Source organism: Microbacterium sp. BH-3-3-3 (assembly GCF_007679045.1).
Lineage (GTDB): Bacteria > Actinomycetota > Actinomycetes > Actinomycetales > Microbacteriaceae > Microbacterium > Microbacterium algihabitans.
Window position 1 is genome coordinate 121,404 of the sequence record NZ_VEFS01000006.1, and the last position, 20,809, is coordinate 142,212.

Here is a 20,809-nt window from a genome sequence, read left to right on the forward strand (position 1 = left end):
GGGGCTTGTCCACAGATGGCGCCGTCCTCCCCGCGCGAGGGATCATCCGGATGCCACGCTCTCGGGCATGGCAGCGAAAGACGACCTCGGCCGAGCCGGAGAAGAGCGCGCCGTCGCCTTCCTGAGCGACGACGGCTACCGCATCATCGACCGCAATTGGCGGTGCCCGCAGGGCGAGATCGACATCGTCGCCGAGCGCGACGACACCCTCGTGGTGATCGAGGTGAAGACGCGCCGCAGCGAGGCGTTCGGTCACCCGTTCGAGGCGATCGACCGCCGCAAGGCCGAGCGGCTGTGGCGACTGGCCATGGCGTGGCTCGCCGCGCACCCCGACGAAGCCCGCGGGCGCGCCCTGCGCATCGACGCGATCGGACTCATCGGCGAAGACCCCGCGACGGCACGCCTCGAGCACCTCGAAGACGCGCTGTGACCGTCGCGCGCACCTGGGCCATCGCCCTCTCGGGCCTGCGGGGCGACCTCGTCGAGGTCGAGGCCGACGTATCGCCGCAGATGCCGGAGTTCGCCATCATCGGGCTGGCCGACAAGGCGCTCGGCGAAGCCGGCCGACGCGTGCGCAACGCCTGCGCCAACCGCGGCCTCGACCTTCCCAAACGCCGTGTGACGGTGAACCTCTCACCGGCGAGCCTGCCCAAGCGCGGCTCGGGGTTCGACGTGGCGATCGCCGTGGCCGCCCTCGCCACGAGCGTGCGGATGGATGCCGATCACGTCGCGCAAACGGTGCACCTCGGCGAACTCGGTCTCGACGGGCGGCTGCGTCCCGTTCCGGGCGTGCTGCCGGCGGTGGTCGCCGCGCACCGCGGGGGAGTGCGGCGGGTCGTCGTGCCCGTCGCCAACGCCGCGGAGGCGCGGCTGGTCGAGGGCATCGAGGTCTTCGCCGCGGTGTGCCTCGCGGAGGTGGTGCGCTGGCACGGCGGATCCTGCGATGCGCCCGATCTCGCCCCCGTCGATGCTCCCACCGCCGCGGCCGCCGACGATGCGCCGCTCGAGCTCGCCGACGTGGTCGGGCAGTCCGAGGCGGTCGATGCGCTCGTGGTGGCGGCAGCGGGCGGGCACCACATCCTCATGAGCGGTCCGCCCGGTGCGGGCAAGACGATGCTCGCCCGACGCTTGCCCGGCATCCTGCCTCCGCTCGACGACGAGGCGGCGCTGTCGGTCGCTTCGGTGCGATCGCTCGCGGGCGAGACGGTGACGCGGCTCTCTCGGACGCCTCCCTTCGAGAGCCCGCACCACGGAGCGACCGCCGCGGCCTTGATCGGGGGCGGATCGGGCATCGTGCGTCCGGGTGCCATCGCGCGTGCAAGCGAAGGCGTGCTCTTCCTCGATGAAGGAGGAGAATTCTCCGCCGCCGTGCTCGACGCCCTGCGGCAACCGCTCGAGAGCGGCGTCATCCAGGTGCACCGGTCGGGGGTGTCCGCCACCTATCCGGCCCGGTTCCAGCTCGTCATCGCGACGAACCCGTGTCCGTGCGGCCAGTACGGGGTCGCGGGCGGATCCTGCGAGTGCGCGCCGCAGGCGATCCGCCGGTACACCCGTCGACTGTCGGGTCCCCTTCTCGACCGCATCGACATCGATCTGCGCCTGCAGCGGGTGTCGTCGGCGCGACAGGCCAAGGATGTGCAGCCCACCAGCACCGCCCAGGCGCGCGAGGTCGTGGCATCCGCCCGCGCCCGCGCGGCGCACCGGTGGGCGCAGACCCCCTGGCGGCGCAACGCCGACGTGCCCGGCACCTGGCTCCGCGGACCCGCAGCGCCCGCGGCCGACGTGCTGCGCCCGCTCGACACGGCCCTGCGCCGCGGCGCCCTCACCCTGCGCGGCTACGACCGTCTGGTCCGGGTCGCGTGGACGGTGGCCGACCTCGCCGGGCACGACGACCTGCGTGCCGACGACGTCGGCCGAGCGCTCTTCCTTCGGCAGGGATCCCGCACGTGACCGCCCTCGATCCCTCGCCGCGCGCCGCCGCGGACCTGGCGGCGGTGCGGCCCGGTGACTCCACCGACCCGAGCGACGTCTACGCCCGCGTCGTGTGGAACGTGCTGGTCGAACCCGGAGACGGGGTGGCGGGCGCGCTCATCCGCACCTATGGCGCGCGGGAGGCGCTGCGCATCGCGACGAGTGACGAGGCGCCCGAGCTGGCCCCGGCACGCGCGCGGTGGATGCCGCGTCTGCAGCCCACGGCGATCGAGGCGGCTCTCGCATCGGCCCGACGTGCGGAGGCGCGGTTCGTCGTCCCCGGCGATCCCGCATGGCCGACGCGGCTCGACGACCTCGATGACCATGCCCCGCTCGCGCTCTGGCGTCGCGGCGGACACGAGACGGCCGCCGCCCCGACGATCGCCCTCGTCGGAGCGCGTGCGGCGACAGCGTACGGCGAGGGGGTCGCCGCCGACCTCGCGGGGGATCTTTCCGCTGCGGGAGCCGCCGTCGTGTCGGGAGCCGCGTACGGGGTCGACGGCGCGTGCCATCGCGCCGCTCTGGCCGCCGGGGGAGCGACGATCGCCGTGCTGGCCGGAGGGGTCGACCGCCCGTACCCCCGCGGACACGAGGCCCTGCTGGGGCAGATCGCCGCCCGAGGCGCGGTGTGGAGCGAGACCCCGTGCGGAGCGGCGCCGACCAAGTGGAGGTTTTTGGCGCGCAACAGACTCATCGCCGCGTTGGCCGACGCGGTGGTGGTCGTCGAGGCGGGGTGGCGCAGTGGCTCGCTCAACACCGCGGCGCACGCGGCGAGCCTCGGTCGGCCGCTCGGGGCGGTGCCCGGTCCGGTCACCAGCGCCGCCTCGGCCGGGTGCCATCGGGTTCTGCGCGAATACGGCGGCGTTTGCATCACCTCGGCGTCGGATGTCTGGGACATGTTGGGCGCGAGAGGTGAGCCATCGGTCGCCGACGACCGCCCCGCTCCCGAGGTCGTGCGCCTCTTCGATGCGCTGTCGGCACGCTCGCCCCGGTCGACCACCGAAGTGGCTCGGCGCAGCGGTCTGGCCCCTGACGAGGCGGGCGTGTTGCTGGGGTTCGCCGAGCTCGAGGGCCGCGTCGCGCGCGACGACGCCGGGCTGTGGCGCGCGACGAGCGCTGGGGAGGGGCGATGAGCAGGGGCGTGCCGTGCTTCCCCGCTCTGCGCGTGGCGTGCACACGGGTTTGGCGGGCACGGGCAGGCTGAAGCCATGCGTCTGTCCGAAGCCGTCGAGGGGTATCTGACCCACCTCGCCGAGGTGCGGCGGCTGTCGCCCGCGACGGTCCGTGCCTACCGATCGGATCTGACCGATCTCGTCGGCGCGGTGGGCGACGGTGCCATCGAGTCGTTGAGCGTCGACGACCTGCGGGAGTGGCAGTGGCGGGCCACCAAGGCGGGGCAGTCGAAGGCGACGTCTGCGCGGCGCACCTCGAGCGTGCGCGGCCTGTTCTCGTGGGCGGTGGAGGAGGAGATCATCGCGCTCGACCCGTCGCAGCGTCTGGTGACGCCCAAGCGGGGCCGCACCTTGCCGACCGTGGCGACGGCGGAGGCGCTGGACGGCGTTCTCGAGGCCGCCCGCGTGCGCGCCGCGGACGGTGACCCTCTCGCTCTGCGCGACCACGCCGTGCTCGAGGTGCTCTACGGCTCCGGCGCCCGCGTGTCGGAGATCTGCGGGCTCGACCTCGACGACATGGACCACGAGCGTCGCACCCTCCGCGTGCGCGGGAAGGGCGACAAAGAGCGGGTCGTCCCGTTCGGCCTGCCCGCCGAACAGGCTCTGCAGGCCTATCTCGTGCGCGGTCGACCCGTGCTCCTGACGCGTGCCTCGGCTGCGGCTGCCGATGCCTCCGAGCCGGCCGTCTCGCGCGGCCGTGTCGTCGAGCGAGCGCCGCGCGCCGTGTTCCTCGGTGCGAAGGGCGGCCGTCTCGGCCCGCGCGCGGTGCACGCGCTCGTCTCCGCCACCGTCGCCCCGAGCGTCGGAGCCGAGGTGCTGGGCCCGCACGCCCTCCGGCACTCCGCGGCCACCCACCTGCTCGACGGCGGCGCGGACCTCCGCTCGGTGCAGGAGATCCTGGGACACGCGAGCCTCGGGACGACGCAGATCTACACCCACGTCTCGGCCGAACGGCTGCGCGAGGCCTACCGGCTCGCGCACCCCCGAGCCTGACCCGGCTCCGCGCGCCGCGGTGGCGCCACGCACGCCCGCGTCCTAGCGTGGGGGAGTGCGAAGAGCCCGAACACCCGCCCTGCTGACAGGTGCCCTCGCGTTGGCGGCCGCTCTCGCGGCGTGCGCACCGGTCCCGCAGCCCGTCGAGACGCGCCTCCCGCCCGGCATGTCGGCATCCGCCCCCGCCCCGACCGTGTCGGTGCCCTCGCCCTCGGTCGTCACCCTCTCGCCGGCACCGTCGACGAGCGTCGCGCCTGCCCCCACGACCGCGCCCTCGGCACCCAGCGACGACCCCGGTGCCCTCTCGTGCGGTGACGGCGGCTCGCAGAGCGTGTCGGGCGCCGAACAGACAGTGCGGATCGTCGGCACCTGCTCCGAGCTGGACGTCTCGGGCTCGGCGCTCACCGTCGACGCGTCGGGCGCCACGGTGCAGACCCTGCGCATCTCGGGCGATCGCGCGCGGGTGACCGTCGCATCCGTCGACTCGCTCGTGGTGCAGGGGAACGACGGTTCCGTCACCTCCGCCGGAGCGATCGGCAGCGCCGACCTCAGCGGCGACCGGACGACCGTGCAGTCGGGCGGGACGGTCTCGTCGGTCACGGTGCGCGGTCAGGACAACGTCGTCCGCGCAGACGGCGGAGTCGGCTCCACCACGGTCGAGGGGCGCGGCAACCAGGTCGGGTGACGGAATCCGCCCGCCCTCCGCGGTCAACAGCAGGGGAGGAGGACCGCACGCGGCACTCCTCCGAGCAAGCGCAGCGGATTGACGTAGACGCCGTCGAGGCGCACGCCGAAATGCACCTCGCCGCGGCTCGTGTGCCCGCCCGTCGACACGACCCCCACGGGGGCTCCCCGCGCGACGGCATCGCCCACCGCGAGCTCCGTCGCGACCGGTTCGAGCGTCGTCACCAGCCCGTCGCCGTGGTCGATCGTGACCACCGCGCGCCCGGCGACCTCGCCCGCGAACGCGATCCGGCCGTCAGCGGGGGAGCGCACGCTACCCGACGCCATCAGGTCGAGGCCGCGATGACCCGGGCCGTACGCGTGCGCGGGAGCCTCGAAGGGGCGGACGACCTGTACCGGGTCGGTCGGCCAGACCCATCCCTTCGTCGAGAGGGGGTTCCCCGGACCGGCCGCCCCGCAGACCAGGACGATCGCGGTGAGCACGACCAGAGCGCGGGCGAGACGGAGCCGAACGGGAGACATGCCGGCAGTCTCACCGCCTTCGTGAGGCCGCGCGGGCTCCATCGCCGCCTCGGTGCACGCGCGCGGCGGAAGGCGCTGTGGGGAGGAGGCGTCCTGTATGCTGGGGGGTGCATCTCGCATGTCGGGATGACTCCGCGTGCCCACAGCGCATCGCGTCGCCCTCACGGGTAGCGCACCGCGCGGCATCCACACCCCATGGTCCACCGCTTCGGCGGTCGGCGGGTGTGCGCCGGGCACCAGGCTCGTCAGACGGACCGTCTGACGCGAACAACCACAACCACGGCGCGAAAGCGCCCAGAAACAGGAGTACGACCATGGCCGTCGTCACCATCCGCCAGCTGCTCGACAGCGGCGTTCACTTCGGACACCAGACCCGCCGGTGGAACCCGAAGGTCAAGCGCTTCATCCTCACCGAGCGCAGCGGCATCCACATCATCGACCTGCAGCAGTCGCTCGGGTACATCGACAAGGCGTACGAGTTCGTCAAGGAGACCGTCGCGCACGGCGGCACCATCCTCTTCGTCGGCACCAAGAAGCAGGCGCAGGAAGTCCTCGCCGAGCAGGCGACCCGCGTGGGCCAGCCCTACGTCAACCAGCGCTGGCTCGGTGGCCTCCTCACCAACTTCCAGACGGTGTCGAAGCGCCTCGCCCGCATGAAGGAGCTCGAGGAGCTCGACTACGAGAACCCGGCTGAGAGCGGCTTCACCAAGAAGGAGCTCCTGCTCAAGAAGCGCGAGCTCGACAAGCTGCACAAGTCGCTCGGTGGTATCCGCAACCTGCAGAAGACCCCCTCGGCCATCTGGGTCGTCGACGCCAAGCGCGAGCACCTCGCGGTCGACGAGGCCAAGAAGCTCGGTATCCCCGTCATCGGCATCCTCGACACGAACGCCGACCCCGACGAGTTCCAGTACCCGATCCCCGGCAACGACGACGCGATCCGCTCGGTGAGCCTGCTCACGCGCATCATCGCCGACGCCGCCGCCGAGGGCCTCATCCAGCGTCACCAGCCCGCCGGCGAAGAAGAGACCGCTGAGCCCCTCGCCGAGTGGGAGCGCGAGCTGCTCGAGACCCCCGCCGAGTCGACCGAGGCGCCCGCCGCCGAGTCGACCGATGAGGCTCCTGCCGCTGAGGCGACCGACGAGGCCCCCGCCGCCGAGTCGACCGAGGTTCCGGCCGCCGACGCCGACGCCGACGCCGAGGCCACCGACAGCAAGTAAGCCGCGAGGCACTCTGTTCGCCTCCGCGTGAACGGTGCGCCACCCGCACAGGCTACGATCCGGCGGGGTCGTGACAGCCCCCTCTTCGGAGGGCGGCGACACGGCCCCGCCGGGCTCACATACAGAACGCAAACGACAAGGAGACGCCACACCATGGCAAACTTCACGATCGCCGACATCAAGGCGCTGCGCGAGCAGCTCGGCACGGGCATGGTCGACACCAAGAAGGCGCTCGAAGAGGCTGACGGCGACGTCGAGAAGGCCGTCGAGATCCTGCGCCTCAAGGGTGCCAAGGGCAACGCCAAGCGTGCCGACCGTTCGACCAGCGAGGGCCTCGTCGCCGCGCGCGAGAACAACGGCTCGGTCACCCTGCTCGAGCTCGCCTGCGAGACCGACTTCGTCGCCAAGAACGAGCGCTTCATCGCTCTGGCCGACAAGGTCGTCGACGCGGCCGCCGCCGTCGGTGCCGACTCCGTCGAGGCCGCCCTGGCCGCCGACGTCGACGGCAAGACCGTCGAGCAGCTCATCTCGGACGAGGCCGCGATCATCGGCGAGAAGGTCGAGCTCCGTCGCGTGCGCACCATCTCGGGCGACAAGTTCGAGGTTTACCTGCACAAGACCAGCAAGGACCTGCCCCCGCAGGTCGGCGTGGTGCTCGCCTACACCGGTGACGACGCCGAGACCGCTCGCTCGATCGCGCAGCACATCTCGTTCGCGAACCCCTCGTACCTCACCCGCGACGCCGTGCCCGAGGCCGACGTCGACAAGGAGCGCGAGATCGTCACCGAGATCTCCCGCAACGAGGGCAAGCCCGAGGCCGCCCTGCCCAAGATCGTCGAAGGCCGCGTCAACGCGTTCTTCAAGCAGGTCGCCCTGCTCGACCAGGACTACGCGAAGGACAACAAGCTGTCCGTCGCCAAGGTCGCGTCCGACGCCGGTCTCACGCTGACCGACTTCGCGCGCTTCAAGGTCGGCGCGTAACCCCGAGACAGGCTCACGGCCCGTCAGAAGGCCCGGGATGCCACGGCATCCCGGGCCTTTTCCCTGCCCGCGCTCCGTCGGTGACCCGCCGTATCGGTCGCGACGGGCAGGGGGATAGTTTGTTCAAGACGAGAGGACACATCACGTGATGGATGCAGCCACCAAGCGCCGCCGAGTACTGCTGAAGCTGTCGGGGGAGGCGTTCGGCGGAGGCCAGTTGGGCGTGAACCCCGACGTCGTCAGCCAGATCGCCCGAGAGATCGCCGAGGCGACGGATCGCGTCGAGATCGCGATCGTCGTGGGCGGAGGCAACTTCTTCCGCGGAGCCGAGCTCAGCCAGCGCGGCATGGACCGCGGGCGCGCCGACTACATGGGAATGCTGGGCACGGTCATGAACGCCCTCGCCCTGCAGGACTTCCTCGAGCAGGCCGGCGCCGCCACGCGCGTGCAGTCGGCCATCTCGATGACCCAGGTCGCCGAGCCCTACATTCCGCGCCGCGCGATGCGCCACCTCGAGAAGGGCCGCGTCGTGATCTTCGGCGCCGGCGCGGGCCTGCCCTACTTCTCCACCGACACCGTGGCCGCCCAGCGCGCGCTCGAGATCGGCGCGACCGAGGTGCTCGTGGCGAAGAACGGTGTGGACGGCGTCTACACCGCCGACCCGCGCACCGACCCCTCGGCCACCAAGCTCGACCACGTGACCTACGGAGACGCCCTGCAGAAGGGCCTCAAGGTCGTCGACTCGACCGCGTTCAGCCTCTGCATGGACAACGGAATGGACATGCGGGTGTTCGGCATGGAGCCGGCCGGTAACGTCACCCAGGCGCTGCTCGGCGAGACGATGGGCACCCTCGTCACCGCGTGACGCGCCGCGCGCGGGCCCGGGGAGCCGGGCCCGCGCGCGACTAGACTGAGAAGCCAGTTCCAACGAATGGAGTCACCGTGATCGCCGATGTCCTCGCCGAAGCCGGAGCGCGCATGGATCGCGCCGTCGAGGCCGCCAAGGAGGACTTCGCGACCGTCCGCACCGGACGCGCGAACCCCCAGATGTTTCAGAAGGTCTTGGTCGACTACTACGGCTCGCCGACCCCGCTGGCGCAGCTCGCGTCGCTGAACAACCCCGAGGCTCGCACCCTCGTCATCAACCCCTACGACAAGTCCGCGTTGAAGGCCATCGAACAGGCCATCCGCGACATGCCGAACCTCGGGGTGAACCCCACCAACGACGGCACCATCGTGCGCGTCACCATGCCCGAGCTCACCCAGGACCGCCGCAAGGAGTACGTCAAGATCGTGCGAGGCAAGGGCGAAGACGCCAAGGTGCAGGTGCGCAACCTCCGCCGCAAGGCCAAGGACGACCTCGACGCCCTCAAGAGCGACGTCGGCGAAGACGAACTCGTCCGCGCCGAGAAGGAGCTCGACACCGTCACGCGCACCCACGTCGACCAGATCGACGAGGCTCTCAAGCGCAAAGAGGCCGAGCTGCTCGAGGTCTGACCCCCATGCCCGACGCCCCTGAGATTGGCGACACCGGACCCCTCGACAAGCGCGGGACCCGTCGTGCCGAGTCGGCTCGGCGCGCGCCGGTCACGGGCGAGAACGCCACCGCCATCGAAGCGCAGCTGCGCGCGATGCGCACCGACGCGGAGCGCAACATCGCCCACGCCCGTGCGGAGTTCGATCAGGCCAACGAGCGTCTGAAGCAGCGCACCGGCCGCGACCTCATCGTCGCCACGCTCATCGGTGTCGCGATCGGCGTGATCGTCGTCGCTTCGCTGATCTTCGTGAAGTGGCTGTTCGTGCTGTTCGCGGCGACCGCGATGGTGTTGGGCGTGCTGGAGTTCTCCCGCGCCCTGCAGGTCGCCGGACGCAAGGTCGACGTCGTCCCGCAGCTCGCGATGGGTTTCCTGCTGCTGCTCAGCGGGTTCTTCCTCGGGCCGTGGGTGCACTGGATCGCCCTGCTGGTGGCCATCGCGGTCGTCATCGTCTGGCGTCTCACCGCCCAGATGTTCGCCGACGACGGGCGCGCGCACATCGAGGTCATCGGCGACGTGCTCGTCGCCTCGTTCGTGCAGCTCTACGTGCCGTTCCTCACCTCGCTCGCGACGATCCTGCTCGCGCAGCCGCGCGGAGAATGGTGGGTGCTGGCGTTCCTCATTCTCGCAGTGGCCGCCGACACCGGCGCCTACGTCTCGGGCCTGACGTTCGGCCGGGGCGGACGGCATCCGATGGCCCCTCGCATCAGCCCGAAGAAGACCTGGGAAGGCTTCGCGGGCGCGTGTGCTGCGGCTCTCATCGCCGGTGCGCTGCTCGCGGTGTTCATGTTGCAGGTGCCCTGGTGGGCCGGGTTGATCTTCGGCGCCGTGGTTCTCGCGACAGCGACGGTGGGCGACCTCGGGGAGTCGATGGTCAAGCGCGACCTCGGCATCAAAGACATGAGCTCGTGGCTGCCCGGCCACGGCGGGGTGCTCGACCGTCTCGACTCGATCCTGCCGTCGGCCACGGCCGCCTTGGCCCTGTACTACCTGCTCGCCCCGTTGGGAGTGTCATGAGCGATACCCCGATCCACGACCGTGCGGCCGCGACGCCGTTCCCCACCGTGACCGGGCGGGCGCAGGGCTACGAGAAGCGCGCCGTCGACGCCTTCCTCGCCAAGGCCCGCGAGGCCTTCGAGCAGGACGAGACCGGAACTCTCCGCTCCTCCGAGATCCGCGCCGTCGCCTTTCCCCTCGTGAAGGGCGGGTACGCCGTGCACGCCGTCGATGCGGCCCTCGGTCGCGTCGAAGACGCCTTCGCCGCGCGGGAGCGGGAGCACGCGTTGTCGCGCTTGGGCGCGCGCGCCTGGGTCGCCGAGACCCGCGACACGGCGCAGGTGGTGCTCGACAGGTTGCAGCGCCCGCGCGGTGAACGCTTCGAGCGCGTCGGCTGGATGCACTTCGGGTACCGCGTCGACGAGGTCGACGTCGTCGCCGATCGCGTGGCCCGCTATCTCGCCGCGGGTGATCCCGTGACGGCGGAGCAGGTGCGCGCCGTCGCCTTCCGTCTGCAGCGCGGCGGGTACCGCGAGACCCAGGTCGACGCCGTGCTCGATGCCGTCGTCGAAGTCATGCTCGCTGTCGGATGAGCCGCGCGGATGGCAGCCGCCGCAATGCGTCGGTAGAATCGGCGTCACTGTGACTTCTGGTTCGGAACTCTCGCGCGCATCGTCTCGCCGCGTCGCCCGTCGGGGCGGCTCGGCCGGTGACGTCGTGCCGCCGGCCCTCCCGCGGCGCACCGCCCCGCGGTGGTCGCGTCGTCGCGGCGTCGTCGGTGTGTTCGGCGCCTGCGCCGCGGTGCTGTTCGCCGCTGCGTACGTCGGCCCTATGGGCGCCGCTCTGCAGCCCGCCCAGGCCGAGGGACCCAAGACGGTCACTCTGTACGCCCAGGGTCTCGACGACGTGCAGTCGGTGTCGACCACGGGCGAGAAGCAAGCCCCGTCTCTCGAGCGCTCCAGCTACAACGTGTACGTGAAGCCGAAGCCGACGCCGACCCCCACACCGACGTCGTCGGGCTCGAAGAAGTCGGGCTCCGGTTCGGGTTCCGGCTCGTCCTCGGGCGGGGGCGGCCCGGTGAAGTACAGCGGCGGCGGCGCTCCCGCCGACTGGATGGCCGCGGCCGGCATCTCCGAGGCCGACATGGGCTACGTCGACTACATCGTGAGCCGCGAGAGCGGGTGGAACCCCAACGCGACCAACCGTTCCTCGGGCGCATGCGGTCTCGTGCAGGCGCTGCCCTGCAGCAAGGTGCCAGGGAACGGCTACGACCCGGTCGACAACCTCCGCTGGGGCACGGGCTACGCCGTGGGCCGCTACGGCAGCTGGGCGAAAGCGTACGCCTTCTGGACCAGCAACCACTGGTGGTGAGCGGCGCCCATGCCCCGCTCCCGTAAGCGGCGTCCCGATCCGGGCCGCGGCGACGCGTCGCTCGATCGCCTCATCGCCGGCTGGAAGCGCATCGAGGTCAAGCGTGGCGTCGAGTGGACCGTCCAACCGATCTCGGCCCCGCAGGCGCAGAAGGAGTACCTCTGCCCCGGGTGTGGACGCACCGTGACCGTCGGAACGGCTCACCTCGTCGTCTGGCGTGCCGACGGCGTGCTCGGCGACGCCGCCGACCTCGCCGCACGCAGACATTGGCACACGCACTGTTGGAGGATCGCCTGATGGAGATTCGCGGACCCGTCCTTCTCCCCGCTCGACGCGAGGACATCGAACTGCGCACGGTCGACGAGCTCACCCTCGTCGGTGAACTCGCCCTGCCCGCGGACCGCGACCCGGTCGCGACGCTGGTGACCCTGCATCCGCTCCCCACGGCCGGCGGCTTCATGGACTCGCACATCCTGCGCAAGGCGGCGGGCCGTCTGCCGGCCCTGGCCGATCTGGCGGTCCTGCGGTTCAACACCCGCGGCACGACCTCGCCGCGCGGGACGAGCGAGGGCTCGTTCGACGGAGGCGCGGCCGAGTGCTTCGACGTGGCCGCCGCGGTCGACTTCGCGCGCGAGCGAGGGCTCCCGCGACCCTGGCTCGTCGGCTGGTCGTTCGGCACCGAGCTCGCGCTGAAGTACGGCCGCGATCACGACATCGAGGGCGTCATCCTGCTCTCGCCGCCCCTGCACCGCGCCACGGCCGACGAGGTGGCGGCGTGGGCGGGCGATGCGCGGCGCATGGTCGTGCTCGTTCCGGAGTTCGACGACTACCTGCGGCCGGACGAGGCCCGCGAGCGCTTCGCATCGGTTCCGGATGCCACGCTCATCGCGGTCGAGGGCGGAAAGCACCTGTGGGTCGGTGAGACCCAGACGCGACGCGTCCTCACCGAGATCGTCGCCGCGGTGAATCCCGACGCGCTCCCTCTGCCGGTCGAGTGGGACGGCCCGCTCGCCGACTGAGACGGCGGCTCAGCGCTCGTTCTGCCGCGGGATGATGACCTCGCGGTAGATGATCAGCACGCTCGCGGCGACCGGGATCGCGATGAGCGCGCCGAGAAGGTTGAGCAGCGCGCCACCGGCGAGGGCGGCGATGACGACGACCGAACCGGGCACCGACACCGCGCGGTTCATGATGCGCGGCGAGATCACGTACGCCTCGATCTGCATGTAGATGAGGTAGTAGATCAGCGCGATCAACGCCAGACTCGGCGACCCGAGCCCCGGCAGCAGACACGTCAGCACGATGATCGTCGAGCCGGTCAGGGTGCCCACCAGCGGGATGAGCGAGAAGAAGAACGCCACCACGGCCAGCACCGCGGGGAAGGGGGCGCCGATGATCGACAGGAAGATCGCGCTGAGCACGCCGTTGATCACACCGAGGCTGACCTGCCCCATGACGTAGTAGCCCACGGAGTCGGTGATCTTCTCGGCCAGTTCGATGAACCGGGCGCGCTTCGACGCCGGGACGAGCTGGTAGACGGCCGACTTCAGCGAGGGGGTGGATGCCGTGAAGTAGATCGTGAGGATGAGCACGATGAACGCGCCGCCCAGGCCCGCGGCGACCGCGCCGGCGCCCGTGAGCAGGCTGTTTCCGACGATCGTGGAGATCGATCCGACATCGAGGGTCGAGAGCCACTGCTGCACGCTGGCCCAGACGTCGTCGATCTTGAGCCAGGGGAGGGTCTGCGACACCCACGTCTGCACGTTCAGAACGATCTCGTTCCACGCCCCGGGCTGCAGCAACTGTTCGATCTGCCCGACGAGCTGAGCGATCTGGCCGACGATGATCGGCACGACCATGAAGACGATCCCGGTGAAGACGCCGAGCACCCCGAGGATCGTCACCAGGACGGCGGCCCAGCGGGGGAGTCCGCGGCGCTCGAGGAACGACACCAGCGGATCGAGTCCGAGCGAGAGGAACAGGGCCGTGCCGACGTAGAGCAGGATCGTCGACAGGCTCTGCACACTGCCGATGACGAGCAGGCCGACGCCGACGCCGAGCGTCGCGAGCAACGCGACCCGGAACGGGTTGTGGATCTTCATGGGAACGGCTCCCGCCTCAGCCGGGCGGTCGTGCCCGTGTGGTCAGGATACTGAGCACGGCGCCTTCGGAGCGTACGACGGGCCTCGCCGAGAACTTTCAGACGCCCTCGGATAGTCTGAAACGTCGATTCTTCGGTGGCGTCCGAGCCACCGGTGGGGATGGTGTGAAGCGTGAGATTCGTCTGGGCCGTGGTGGCGTTCGTCATCGCCGCCGCCATGATCGGTGCGGGCATCGCCCAGCGCACGGTTTTCCAGGGTCCGTCCGAGGCGTCGGCGAACGTGCAGACCGACGGGAGCGAGGCCTACACGCTCATCGACGGCTCGGTTCTGACGAGCGTCCCCGGCGCGCAGACCCTGCGTGTCGAGGGCGACGGCGAGGTCTTCGCCTCGTACGGCCGCACCGCCGACATGAAGGCGTGGCTGGCCGATGTGCCGTACACCGCGGTGACCGTCGACGGTGAGGGCACGGTGCAGACCGCGACGGTCGAGCCGACGGTGACGCCCGCGTCCGACGCCGCCGCCGGACGCAGTCCCGTCGACTCCGACCTGTGGCTCGACGAGTACGAGCAGACCGGGTCGCTCTCCACGACGCTGCAGCTGCCCTCCGACATGAGCGTGCTCGTGGCATCCGACGGCACCGCTCCCGCCCCTTCGAACATCAGCGTGACCTGGCCCATCGACAACTCGACCCCGTGGGCCGGCCCCCTCATCGTCGGCGGCGGCGTCGTGCTGTTCATCGGCGTCGTGCTGTACGTGCTCGGCATTCTGCACGTCCGCCGTCGTCGTCGCCCGCGCCGCAAGGGTCTGCCGCTGCCGGTCACCGAGCCCATCTCGACCGTCGACGCGGATGCCGAGGCCAAGGGCGTGATCAGCCGATCGCGCCGCGGCGGCGCCCGCCGTGCCCTGATCGCCGTGCCCGCGCTCGGAGTCTCGGTGGCGCTGATGGCGGGGTGCTCGGCCGACGCCTGGCCCCAGCTGGCCGCGACCGAGACGCCGAGCCCGTCGCCCACGGTGATCGTTCCCGAGGGGCAGTTCCCGCCGGCCGTGACCGAGGCGCAGGCTCAGCGCATCGTCTCGCGCGTGTCGAGCACGGTCGCCGAAGCCGACGCCGCCCTCGATGCGAACGCGGCGAGCCAGCGTCTGGCCGGTCCCGCTCTCGCCGAGCGTCAGACCAACTACACGCTGCGCGCCGCGCTGAGCGATCGCCCCGCCCTTCCGGCGATCCCGGCGGAGCCCGTGCAGATCGTGCTGCCGCAGACCACTGCCGCCTGGCCGCGCACCGTGATGACGGTGGTGGAGTCGGCGGATGCCGCGACGCCCACCACGACCATCATGATGCTGACGCAGGACTCGCCCTGGGACGAGTACAAGGCGTCGTACGTCGGCAACCTCGAGGCCTCGACCAACCTCCCCGAGCTCGCCGCCCCGTACGTGGGCGCGACCCAGGTGCCGCCGGACTCGTCGTTCCTCGTGCTCGCTCCGGACAAGGTCGCCGCGGCCTACGCCGACATCATCAACAACGGTGACAAGAGCGCGTCGTACACCACGTTCGACACCGCCAACGACCTGCTGCTCAGCGCGATCCAGGCGAACAAGACGCAGCGCACCGACGAGCTCAATCAGACCGGTGCCGGCACCGCGCAGATCAGCTTCTCGGCCTCCGCGGGTCCGGCGACGCCGATCGCCCTCGCCACGCTCGACACCGGTGCGATCGTCGCCGTCAACGTGTACGAGAGCGACACGGCCAAGCCCACCAACCCCGACGCCGTGATCAAGCTCGACAACAACCCCGCGGTCAAGGCTCTGACCGGCGTCGACCAGTCGGCGACCGGCTTCACCACGACCTACTCCGATCAGGTGTTCTTCTACGTGCCCAGCCAGGGCTCCGATGATCAGATCCGCCTGCTCGGTTACCGTTCCAGCCTCCTCGAAGCGAAGGTGTCCCCGTGAGCACTCCCGCCCCCGGTTCCGTCATGCGCGGTGCCGTCGACCTCTCGTCGCTGCGCAACCGCCCGCAGCCTTCCGCTGCGCCCGCCGCCGGAGCCCCGGCCGCACCGGCGCCCGCGGGGGGAGCGAGCCCGCTCGTGTTCGACGTCACCGACGCGTCGTTCGGTGAGGTGCTCGAGCTCTCGCGCACCGTGCCGGTCGTCATCGACCTCTGGGCCGAGTGGTGCGGTCCCTGCAAGCAGCTGAGCCCCGTGCTCGAGAAGGTCGTCATCGAACTCGGCGGCCGCCTGGTGCTCGCCAAGGTCGACGTCGACGCCAACCCGCAGTTGGCGCAGGGCTTCCGTGCGCAGTCGATTCCGATGGTGCTGGCCCTCGTCGCCGGTCAGCCCGTTCCGCTGTTCACCGGTGCGGTGCCCGAGCAGCAGGTGCGCGACGTGTTCGCCCAACTGCTGCAGCTGGCCGCGCAGCACGGCGTGACCGGAACGGTGCCCGTCGACGGCGTCACCGACGACGTCGCGCCCGAGGAGCCGCCGCTGCCCCCGCTGCACGCCGAGGCCTTCGCCGCGATCGAGGAGGGCGACTACGCCCGCGCGATCACCGCGTACGAGAAGGCCCTCGCCGAGAACCCGCGCGACGCCGACGCCCGCGCCGGCCTCGGCCAGGTGCGCCTGCTCGATCGGGTGCAGGGCGCTGACCTGCAGGCCGCGCGCGACGCGGCGGCCGCGGAGCCGACCGGTCTCGACGCGCAGTTCCTCGTGGCCGACCTCGATGTGGTCGGCGGTCATGTCGACGACGCGTTCGGTCGTCTGCTCGACCTCTTCCAGGCGCTGCCGGCCGACGACCGCGCTTCGGTGCGCGAGCGCCTGCTCGAGCTGTTCGGTCTCGTCGGTGACGACGACGCGCGCGTCATCCGGGCCCGCGCCCGTCTGGCGTCGCTGCTGTTCTGATCGCGAGACGCCGTCGGCCCCGTCCCTCCTTCGAGGGGCGGGGCCGTTTGCTTCGGCCGCCTGCGGGCATGCGAAGGCCCCGACCCGCAGAAGCGGATCGGGGCCTTCACGCGATGGGTTGTCAGCTGCCGGCGCGGTGGTGCAACCAGAGCACACCCAGCGGCGGGATGGTCAGCGTGGCGCTGCCCCGCGCGTCGGTCACGACAGCGCCCAGGTTGCCCTGACCCGAACCGCCGAAAGCCTCCGCGTCGCTGTTGAGCACCTCGGTCCAGGTTCCGGCCTCGGGCAGGTCGAGCGGGAAGTCGCCGAGCGGCACTCCCGAGAAGTTACACACGACCGCGACCGTGTTGCCGTGGTGGTCGCGGCGCGCGAACGCGAGCACGTTGGGGTTCCACGCGGGCGCGCCCAGACGGGAGAACGCTGCTCCGTCGTGGTCGCGCGACCACAGCGGAGCCTGGTCCTTGTACACGCGGTTGAGCTCGGCGACGAAGTCGTGCAGCTGCGCGTGCGAGGGCTGGTCGAGCATCCACCAGTCGATGCTGCGCGATTCCGACCACTCGGACATCTGGCCGAACTCCTGGCCCATGAACAGCAGCTGCTTGCCAGGGTGGCCCCACATGTAGGCGAGGAAGGCCCGCATGTTGGCGAGCTTCTGCCAGTGGTCACCGGGCATGCGGCCGAAGAGACTGCCCTTGCCGTGCACGACCTCGTCGTGGCTGATCGGCAGGATGAAGTTTTCGCTGAAGGCGTAGACGAACGAGAACGACAGCTCACCCTCGTGGTGCGAGCGATACATCGGATCGCGCCCGATGTACTGCAGCGAGTCGTTCATCCAGCCCATGTTCCACTTGAAGCCGAAGCCGAGGCCCGCGGCGGAGGTGGGGGCGGTGACGCCGGGGAAGCTGGTCGATTCTTCGGCGATCAGCGCGATGCCGGGGTAGCGCTTGTACGAGGTGGCGTTGACCTCCTGCAGGAAGCGGATCGCCTCGAGGTTCTCGCGGCCGCCGAACTGGTTGGGCGCCCACTCGCCGTCGTTGCGGGAGTAATCGAGGTAGAGCATGGAGGCCACGGCATCCACGCGCAGACCGTCGACGTGGAACTCCTCGAACCAGTACAGCGCGTTCGCGACGAGGAAGTTGCGCACCTCGTTGCGGCCGTAGTCGAAGATGAGCGTGCCCCAGTCCTTGTGCTCGCCTCGGCGGGGGTCGGGGTGCTCGTAGAGGGGCTCGCCGTCGAAGCGCGCGAGAGCGAAGTCATCCTTCGGGAAGTGGCCGGGAACCCAGTCCATGATGACGCCGATGCCGGCCTGGTGGAGCCGGTCGATCAGGTAGCGCAGGTCGTCGGGGTCGCCGAAGCGGCTCGTCGGGGCGTAGTAGCCCGACACCTGGTAGCCCCAGGAGCCGCCGAAGGGGTGCTCGGACAAGGGCAGGAACTCGACGTGGGTGAACCCCTGAGCGCCGACGTAGTCGATGATCTCGTCGGCCGCGTCGCGGTACGACAGGCCCTGCTTCCACGACCCGAGGTGCAGCTCGTAGATCGACATCGGTCGGTCGATCGGCGCGGTGCGCGAGCGCTCGTCGATCCATTCGTCGTCCGCCCAGGCGTACGTCGAATCGGTCACGACGGATGCCGTGGCGGGAGGAACCTCCGCCAGACGCGCCATCGGATCGGCCTTTTCGATCCACTGTCCGCCGCGCGTGAGGATCTCGAACTTGTACCGGGTGCCGACGCCGACACCCGGGACGAACAGCTCCCAGACGCCGCTGCCGCCCATCGAGCGCATCGCGTGGCCGGTGCCGTCCCAGCCGTTGAAGTCGCCGATCACGCGGAGGGCCCGTGCGTCGGGCGCCCAGACGGTGAACGCGGTGCCGCTCGAGCCGTCGAGTACGCGCGGGTGGGCGCCGAGCACGCGCCACAGCTCCTCGTGGCGCCCCTCGGTGATCAGGTGCAGGTCGAGTTCGCCGATCGAGGGGGCGTGACGATAGCCGTCGTCGGCGACGTGCTCGCTTCCGTCGTACGACGCGCGCACCGTGTAGGCGCCGGGATGGGCGTCGACGGTGGCCTCCCAGACGCCGCCGCGCACGTGCGCGAGCGGCACGGTCGAGCCGTCGGCGAGGACCGCGTGGACGTCGTGCGCCAGCGGGCGGCGGGAGCGGATGACCCACCCGTCGCTGCTCTCATGCACGCCCAGCACGCTGTGCGGGTCGTGGTGCGCGCCGTGGGCCACGGCGTCGAGGATCTCGGGGGGAAGGGTGCTCATCGGTTCTCCTTGACGTGCAGGATGTGCACGGGCTCGGCGAAGGCGTCGAGACGCACGAAGTTGTGGTCGGCCCAGGTCCAGACCTGGCCGGTCACGAGGTCTTCGACGTCGTACGACGTTCCGGGCTCGATCCCGAACACGGTGGTGTCGAGGTGCACCGTCGTCTCGCGCGCGGAGTGCGGGTCGACATTGGCCACGACGATGATCGTGTCGGTCTCACCCGTGGGGGAGAGGGCGGCATCGAGGTGCTTGGAGTAGACGAGGATGGCCTCGTCGTCACTCCAGTGGATGTCGAGGTTGCGCAGTTGACGCAGCGCCGGGTGCGCGCGTCGGGCGGCGTTGAGCATGCGCAGGTAGGGGGCGAGCGAGTCGCCCGCGGCCTCGGCCGCCTCCCAGTCGCGGAACTTGTACTCGTACTTCTCGTTGTCGATGTTCTCTTCCGACCCCGGTCGGGCGACGTTCTCGAACAGCTCGTAGCCCGCGTACACGCCGTAGGTGGGCGCGGCCGTCGCCGCGATCGCGGCGCGGATCTTATAGCCGGGGCGCCCGCCGAACTGCAGGTACTCGGTGAGGATGTCGGGCGTGTTGACGAACAGGTTCGGACGCAGGAAGTCGGCGGTGTCGTGCGCGAGACCGCCCAGGAACTCCTCGAGTTCTTCCTTCGTGTTGCGCCACGTGAAGTAGGTGTAGCTCTGCTGGAACCCGGCCATCGCGAGACCCTGCAGGGGAGCGGGGCGCGTGAAGGCCTCGGCGAGGAAGACCGCGCCGGGCTCTTCGGCGCTGACGGTGGCGATGAGCCACTCCCAGAACTGCAGGGGCTTGGTGTGCGGGTTGTCGACGCGGAAGATCGTGACGCCCTGCGCGATCCAGTGCCGCACGACCCGCAGGACCTCGGCGCGGATGCCCTCGGGGTCGTTGTCGAAGTTGACCGGGTAGATGTCCTGGTACTTCTTCGGCGGGTTCTCGGCGAACGCGATCGAGCCGTCGGGAAGGGTCGTGAACCACTCCGGGTGCTCGGCGACCCAGGGGTGGTCGGGTGAGGCCTGCAGCGCCAGGTCGAGCGCGACCTCGATGCCGTTGTCGCGCGCGGCGGCGACGAACGCACGGAAGTCGTCGAGCGTGCCGAGGTCGGGGTGCACGGTGTCGTGTCCGCCCGCTGCGCCGCCGATGGCCCACGGCGAACCGGGGTCTCCGGGCTCGGTGACCAGGGTGTTGTTGGGGCCCTTGCGGTTGGTCTGGCCGATCGGGTGGATCGGGGGCAGGTACAGCACGTCGAAGCCCATGCCGGCCACCCCGGGCAGGCGTTCGGCGGCGGTGCGGAACGTGCCGCTGATGACGCTGCCGTCGTCGGCGCGGCGTGCCCCCTCGGAGCGGGGGAAGAACTCGTACCAGGCGCCGACTCCGGCGCGCTCGCGCTCGACGAGGAGCTCGGCGTCTTTGCCGACGGAGACGAGGCCCATCATCGGGCGCGCGTCGAACAGCGCGGCGATGGCGGGGTCGCGCACGATCTGCAGCGCGGTGTCGTCGTGCACGTCGGGGTCGCGCAGCGAGCGCGCCGCGTCGTACAGCAGGTCTTTGTCGCTGCCGGGTCGCTTCTTCTCGCCGCGCGCTCGGTCGAAGAGCTGGGCGCCCATCTCGCGCATGAGCGCGGAGTCGACACCCGCGGCGATCTTGAGATCGGCGGCGTGCTCCCACGTGGCGAAGTCGTCGGCGAACGACTCGAAGCGGAAGCGCCAGACGCCCTGTTCGAGGGGCGCGACGAGGGTCGACCACCGGTCGAATCCGTCGTTGAGCGGGCTCAGTCGGTGCAGTGACTCGTCGCCGGAAGGCGAGAACAGCCGCACCTGCACGCCGATGCGGTCGTGGCCCTCGCGGAAGGCGGTGACGGTGAAGGGCACCGCTTCGCCGACGTAGGCGGAGGGGCGGAAACGCCCCCCGGGGACGCTGGGGTGCGGCAGCGCCATCGGGATGCGCGGTGTGACGACGCTGCGCGTGGTCGGCGTCGGCTTGACCGGACGCACCGGGATCGAGGCGGCGCTGCGCCAGGGCAGCTCGGGCGAAGGCATCGTCGTGGTGGCCACGGTCCGAACCTATCGCGGGCCGCCGACATC

20 protein-coding genes are annotated in these 20,809 nt (G+C 70.8%); 16 read left to right on the plus strand and 4 right to left on the minus strand.

Features of this window, described 5'->3' with window-relative positions; genetic code table 11:
• Positions 1-67: 67 nt before the first annotated feature.
• From FS769_RS15385 to FS769_RS15405, 5 genes are all read left to right on the plus strand, one after another.
• Positions 68-430 (plus strand): YraN family protein, encoded by a 363-nt coding sequence (locus FS769_RS15385; RefSeq protein WP_144834939.1) that lies wholly within the window; start codon positions 68-70, stop codon positions 428-430.
• Positions 427-1,950 (plus strand): YifB family Mg chelatase-like AAA ATPase, encoded by a 1,524-nt coding sequence (locus tag FS769_RS15390; protein WP_144834941.1) that lies wholly within the window; start codon positions 427-429, stop codon positions 1,948-1,950. The genes FS769_RS15385 and FS769_RS15390 overlap by 4 nt, the downstream gene beginning before the upstream one ends.
• Positions 1,947-3,104: a DNA-processing protein DprA gene (gene dprA / locus FS769_RS15395; RefSeq protein WP_144834942.1), complete on the plus strand. Its 1,158-nt coding sequence runs from the start codon at positions 1,947-1,949 to the stop codon at positions 3,102-3,104. The genes FS769_RS15390 and dprA overlap by 4 nt, the downstream gene beginning before the upstream one ends.
• A gap of 75 nt (positions 3,105-3,179) precedes the next feature.
• Positions 3,180-4,136: a tyrosine recombinase XerC gene (locus FS769_RS15400; RefSeq protein WP_144834944.1), complete on the plus strand. Its 957-nt coding sequence runs from the start codon at positions 3,180-3,182 to the stop codon at positions 4,134-4,136.
• A gap of 55 nt (positions 4,137-4,191) precedes the next feature.
• Positions 4,192-4,821 carry a DUF3060 domain-containing protein gene (locus FS769_RS15405; RefSeq protein WP_144834946.1) on the plus strand — a complete coding sequence of 210 codons (630 nt, stop codon included), beginning with the start codon at positions 4,192-4,194 and terminating at the stop codon, positions 4,819-4,821.
• 23 nt (positions 4,822-4,844) lie between these two features.
• On the opposite strand, the gene FS769_RS15410 is transcribed toward FS769_RS15405, so the two are convergent.
• Complete coding sequence (locus tag FS769_RS15410) at positions 4,845-5,342, minus strand: murein hydrolase activator EnvC (RefSeq protein WP_144834948.1); 498 nt, start codon at positions 5,340-5,342, stop codon at positions 4,845-4,847.
• Positions 5,343-5,656: 314 nt separating this feature from the next.
• Between FS769_RS15410 and rpsB the strand changes: the two genes are divergently transcribed.
• The 9 genes from rpsB (at position 5,657) to FS769_RS15455 (ending at position 12,461) form a co-directional block, all read left to right on the plus strand.
• On the plus strand, positions 5,657-6,559 hold the full coding sequence (rpsB, locus tag FS769_RS15415) for a 30S ribosomal protein S2 (RefSeq protein WP_144834950.1): 903 nt from the start codon (positions 5,657-5,659) through the stop codon (positions 6,557-6,559).
• Between the two features lie 153 nt (positions 6,560-6,712).
• Positions 6,713-7,540 carry a translation elongation factor Ts gene (tsf, locus tag FS769_RS15420; protein WP_144834952.1) on the plus strand — a complete coding sequence of 276 codons (828 nt, stop codon included), beginning with the start codon at positions 6,713-6,715 and terminating at the stop codon, positions 7,538-7,540.
• Positions 7,541-7,688: 148 nt separating this feature from the next.
• On the plus strand, positions 7,689-8,405 hold the full coding sequence (pyrH, locus tag FS769_RS15425; protein WP_186325582.1) for a UMP kinase: 717 nt from the start codon (positions 7,689-7,691) through the stop codon (positions 8,403-8,405).
• A gap of 77 nt (positions 8,406-8,482) precedes the next feature.
• Positions 8,483-9,037: a ribosome recycling factor gene (frr, locus tag FS769_RS15430; RefSeq protein WP_144834956.1), complete on the plus strand. Its 555-nt coding sequence runs from the start codon at positions 8,483-8,485 to the stop codon at positions 9,035-9,037.
• 5 nt (positions 9,038-9,042) lie between these two features.
• Entirely contained in the window at positions 9,043-10,092 is a 1,050-nt protein-coding gene (locus FS769_RS15435) for a phosphatidate cytidylyltransferase (protein ID WP_144834958.1), read from the plus strand.
• Entirely contained in the window at positions 10,089-10,664 is a 576-nt protein-coding gene (locus FS769_RS15440; protein ID WP_144834960.1) for a DivIVA domain-containing protein, read from the plus strand. Before FS769_RS15435 ends, FS769_RS15440 begins: the two co-directional genes overlap by 4 nt.
• A 49-nt stretch (positions 10,665-10,713) precedes the next feature.
• Positions 10,714-11,442 carry a transglycosylase SLT domain-containing protein gene (locus tag FS769_RS15445; protein WP_313959276.1) on the plus strand — a complete coding sequence of 243 codons (729 nt, stop codon included), beginning with the start codon at positions 10,714-10,716 and terminating at the stop codon, positions 11,440-11,442.
• Positions 11,443-11,451: 9 nt separating this feature from the next.
• A complete protein-coding gene (locus tag FS769_RS15450; RefSeq protein ID WP_144834962.1) occupies positions 11,452-11,739 on the plus strand; it encodes a hypothetical protein in 288 nt (95 codons plus the stop codon).
• Positions 11,739-12,461, plus strand: coding sequence for an alpha/beta hydrolase (locus tag FS769_RS15455; RefSeq protein WP_144834964.1), 723 nt, complete (start codon positions 11,739-11,741; stop codon positions 12,459-12,461). Before FS769_RS15450 ends, FS769_RS15455 begins: the two co-directional genes overlap by 1 nt.
• Before the next feature lie 9 nt (positions 12,462-12,470).
• Here the strand turns inward: FS769_RS15455 and FS769_RS15460 are convergent, their stop codons facing one another.
• Positions 12,471-13,544, minus strand: coding sequence for an AI-2E family transporter (locus FS769_RS15460; protein ID WP_144834966.1), 1,074 nt, complete (start codon positions 13,542-13,544; stop codon positions 12,471-12,473).
• A 171-nt stretch (positions 13,545-13,715) separates the two neighbouring features.
• Here FS769_RS15460 and FS769_RS15465 point away from each other — a divergent pair, with 171 nt between their 5' ends.
• Together FS769_RS15465 and FS769_RS15470 are read left to right on the plus strand one after the other, a co-directional pair.
• Positions 13,716-15,494 carry a glycosyl transferase gene (locus tag FS769_RS15465; RefSeq protein WP_144834968.1) on the plus strand — a complete coding sequence of 593 codons (1,779 nt, stop codon included), beginning with the start codon at positions 13,716-13,718 and terminating at the stop codon, positions 15,492-15,494.
• Positions 15,491-16,438, plus strand: coding sequence for a tetratricopeptide repeat protein (locus FS769_RS15470; protein ID WP_144834969.1), 948 nt, complete (start codon positions 15,491-15,493; stop codon positions 16,436-16,438). Before FS769_RS15465 ends, FS769_RS15470 begins: the two co-directional genes overlap by 4 nt.
• A gap of 121 nt (positions 16,439-16,559) precedes the next feature.
• Here FS769_RS15470 and glgB read toward each other — a convergent pair whose 3' ends face one another.
• The gene (glgB, locus tag FS769_RS15475) at positions 16,560-18,698 is read right to left on the minus strand and encodes a 1,4-alpha-glucan branching protein GlgB (protein WP_144834971.1); all 2,139 of its coding nucleotides are present in this window, start codon (positions 18,696-18,698) and stop codon (positions 16,560-16,562) included.
• Positions 18,695-20,764 carry an alpha-1,4-glucan--maltose-1-phosphate maltosyltransferase gene (locus FS769_RS15480; protein ID WP_144835055.1) on the minus strand — a complete coding sequence of 690 codons (2,070 nt, stop codon included), beginning with the start codon at positions 20,762-20,764 and terminating at the stop codon, positions 18,695-18,697. Before FS769_RS15480 ends, glgB begins: the two co-directional genes overlap by 4 nt.
• Positions 20,765-20,809 lie beyond the last annotated feature (45 nt).

Excerpts from the sequence above, each read along its gene's own strand:
- FS769_RS15400 (WP_144834944.1), top strand. The coding sequence starts at position 3,180 with ATGCGTCTGTCCGAAGCCGTCGAGGGGTATCTGACCCACCTCGCCGAG.
- FS769_RS15460 (WP_144834966.1), bottom strand. The coding sequence starts at position 13,544 with ATGAAGATCCACAACCCGTTCCGGGTCGCGTTGCTCGCGACGCTCGGC.
- FS769_RS15450 (WP_144834962.1), top strand. The coding sequence starts at position 11,452 with ATGCCCCGCTCCCGTAAGCGGCGTCCCGATCCGGGCCGCGGCGACGCG.
- glgB (WP_144834971.1), bottom strand. The coding sequence starts at position 18,698 with ATGAGCACCCTTCCCCCCGAGATCCTCGACGCCGTGGCCCACGGCGCG.
- FS769_RS15440 (WP_144834960.1), top strand. The coding sequence starts at position 10,089 with ATGAGCGATACCCCGATCCACGACCGTGCGGCCGCGACGCCGTTCCCC.
- FS769_RS15480 (WP_144835055.1), bottom strand. The coding sequence starts at position 20,764 with ATGCCTTCGCCCGAGCTGCCCTGGCGCAGCGCCGCCTCGATCCCGGTG.
- FS769_RS15410 (WP_144834948.1), bottom strand. The coding sequence starts at position 5,342 with ATGTCTCCCGTTCGGCTCCGTCTCGCCCGCGCTCTGGTCGTGCTCACC.
- tsf (WP_144834952.1), top strand. The coding sequence starts at position 6,713 with ATGGCAAACTTCACGATCGCCGACATCAAGGCGCTGCGCGAGCAGCTC.
- FS769_RS15435 (WP_144834958.1), top strand. The coding sequence starts at position 9,043 with ATGCCCGACGCCCCTGAGATTGGCGACACCGGACCCCTCGACAAGCGC.
- rpsB (WP_144834950.1), top strand. The coding sequence starts at position 5,657 with ATGGCCGTCGTCACCATCCGCCAGCTGCTCGACAGCGGCGTTCACTTC.
- FS769_RS15385 (WP_144834939.1), top strand. The coding sequence starts at position 68 with ATGGCAGCGAAAGACGACCTCGGCCGAGCCGGAGAAGAGCGCGCCGTC.
- FS769_RS15455 (WP_144834964.1), top strand. The coding sequence starts at position 11,739 with ATGGAGATTCGCGGACCCGTCCTTCTCCCCGCTCGACGCGAGGACATC.
- pyrH (WP_186325582.1), top strand. The coding sequence starts at position 7,689 with ATGGATGCAGCCACCAAGCGCCGCCGAGTACTGCTGAAGCTGTCGGGG.